Here is a 2864-nt window from a genome sequence, read left to right on the forward strand (position 1 = left end):
GACTCAACCATTTTTACAGTAACTGAATTTAAATACGAAACCGTAGCAACCCGTTTGCGGGAACTTTCGTACCTGAATAAAGGGATCCGCATTACCCTGGCAGATAAAAGGGAAGAGGATGAAGAAGGTAAATTCCGCGGTGAAGAGTTTTACTCAGAAGTAGGTTTGAACGAATTCGTTACCTACCTCGATGCCACGAGGCAGCCGCTTATTCCGCAGCCGATCCACATGGAAAGCGACAAAGGCGTGATTCCGGTGGAAGTAGCGATGATGTACAACACATCTTACAGCGAGAATGTGTTCTCTTATGTGAATAATATCAATACCATTGAAGGCGGAACGCACGTTTCCGGTTTCCGGGCTGCATTGACACGTACACTGAAAAACTACGCGGAGAAGTCGGGTATTCTTGCGAAAGAAAAAGTTGAGATTAGCGGCGACGATTTCCGGGAAGGTTTGACAGCCGTAATTTCCATTAAAGTAGCAGAACCACAGTTTGAAGGGCAGACCAAAACCAAGCTGGGTAACTCGGAAGTAACAGGTGCAGTAAGTCAGGTAGTGGCTGAAATGCTCGATACCTACCTGGATGAGCACCCGAAAGAAGCGCGTGTGATCATTGATAAAGTGATCCTGGCTGCCAAAGCACGTATTGCTGCCAAAAAGGCGCGTGAAATGGTGCAGCGCAAGAACGTGCTCACAGGAACCGGACTTCCGGGAAAACTTTCTGACTGCTCGGAAACGGACCCTAATGTTTGCGAACTGTACCTCGTCGAAGGGGACTCGGCGGGTGGAACTGCCAAGCAGGGCCGCAACCGCGCCTACCAGGCTATACTGCCGCTTCGTGGTAAAATCCTGAATGTGGAAAAGGCGCAGGAATACCGCATTTACGAAAATGAGGAGATCAAGAACATGTTCACTGCAATGGGCGTGCAGATCGGAAAAGACGGAGACGAAAGGGCGCTGAACATTGACAAGCTGAGGTACCACAAGATTGTGATCATGACCGATGCGGATATCGACGGAAGCCACATTCGCACGCTGATATTGACGTTCTTTTTCCGGTATATGAAAATCCTGATTGATCACGGGTATATCTACATTGCCCAGCCGCCGCTTTACCTCGTGAAAAAAGGACGCGAAGAGCGTTACTGCTGGACAGAGTTACAAAGAGAGGAAGCGATCAGAGAAATAGGCGGGGGGAAAGAAGATTCCGTGAACGTTCAGCGATACAAAGGTTTGGGAGAAATGAATGCGGAACAGCTATGGGAAACAACCATGAACCCAGATAAGAGAAGCCTGAAACAGGTTTCTGTTGAATCAGCAGCAGAAGCCGACCATTTGTTCTCTATGCTGATGGGCGATGAAGTAGCCCCAAGGCGTGATTTTATTGAGAAAAATGCCAAATATGCAAGAGTTGACGTATAGCCGCTGATTCAAATCGGATCAATCGAAACGGATGGTTGTCACTGGCAGTCATCCGTTTCTTTTTGAGCCAAAATTTAACAGAAACTTCATCAACCCGAAAACAATAGATTATTTACATTCGTTGAAATTTTAGCAGATTTCCTACGACAAATTAGATTCCAGATATGTCCGATTCGAGTAACCATACATATAACAGTGAAAAAAAAGGTAAGTTGACAAACTTGTTAGCATTCTTTAAAAGCTCCAAAGAACCCGTTCCTTCGGAAGAAAGCAAGGCGATTACCTTGTCGGAGAAAGCTACTACCCAGGTACAGCAAAGCGATATGATCAGTCGCGACCTGAGCTGGTTGAAATTCAACGACCGGGTACTTGATCAGGCGCTGGATGAGAGCAGGAACCTGTTCGATCGCCTTAAATTTCTGGCCATCACAGCTTCCAATCTGGATGAATTCTTCACGATCCGGGTAGGTAGTCTTTATAATTACCTGGACTTCGGAAAAGAGCGGCTTGATTATTCAGGCTTGCGGGAAATCCCTTTCCGAAAGGTGATGATGCGCGATATACACGATTTCGTGCGGCGGCAGAACGAATGTTATACCAACCAGCTAAAACCCCTTTTCTCCAAACACGGTTTCCGCATTGTTGACCTGGAAGAAACGACCGAAGAGGAGAGGAATGCAGTGGAAGAGTACTTCGAGCGCACCGTTTACCCGATGCTGACACCGATGCTTTTCGACTATACCCACGCATTTCCGGTTTTGCTGGCCAAAGTGTTGGTACTTGGCGTAATCACGCAGGTAAAAGGAACTACGTCCGAGGAAGACAGGAAACTGTCTTTCGTGCAGCTTCCATTGAACCTGCCGCGATTTTACGTCATTGAACGCGAGGACGAGCTGCTGTTTATACCCATTGAAAACATCGTCAGAAAGCATATCAACAAGCTTTACCGGAATGTAGATATCGCATCGACGAACCTGTTCCGTATTATCCGAAACGGGGATTTTACATTGGAAGAAAGCGACGATATTGAGGCGGACTTTATCGACGAAATCAGGCAAAAGATCAAAAGCCGCCGACTGGGTCGCGTAGTGCAGGTTTCCGTTGAGCCTGGCATTAATCCTGACTTACTGAACCTGATTAAAAAACGCTGGGAGATTGACGATTATAATGTGTTCCCAACAGAAGGTCTGATCGATTATACCGCATTCTGGAACATTATCAAACATCCCGAATTCAAAGACCAGATACCGCCAATCCACCCGCCTGTACCACCACTGGGACTGGACAGGGACCGTATTCCCGACATTTTTGAGACCATGCGGGAGCGGGATATCCTTTTACATCACCCTTACAACAATTTTGAGCCTGTATTGCAGCTGCTCGAACAAGCGGCAGAGGATCCCAAGGTACTATCGATCAAGCTGACCATTTATCGGCTT

At 47.0% G+C, this 2864-nt stretch carries 1 protein-coding gene and 1 pseudogene; both read left to right on the forward strand.

The annotated features are described in order from the left end of the window. Window positions 1–1425, forward strand: a 1425-nt coding sequence (locus ACTIE6_RS15115) for a toprim domain-containing protein (RefSeq protein ID WP_439557432.1), incomplete at its 5' end; no start/stop codon positions are given. Between the two features lie 164 nt (window positions 1426–1589). Then, window positions 1590–2864: pseudogene (locus ACTIE6_RS15120) on the forward strand (polyphosphate kinase 1); the annotation flags it as partial.

It is taken from the genome of Dyadobacter sp. (assembly GCF_051859145.1).
Lineage (GTDB): Bacteria > Bacteroidota > Bacteroidia > Cytophagales > Spirosomataceae > Dyadobacter.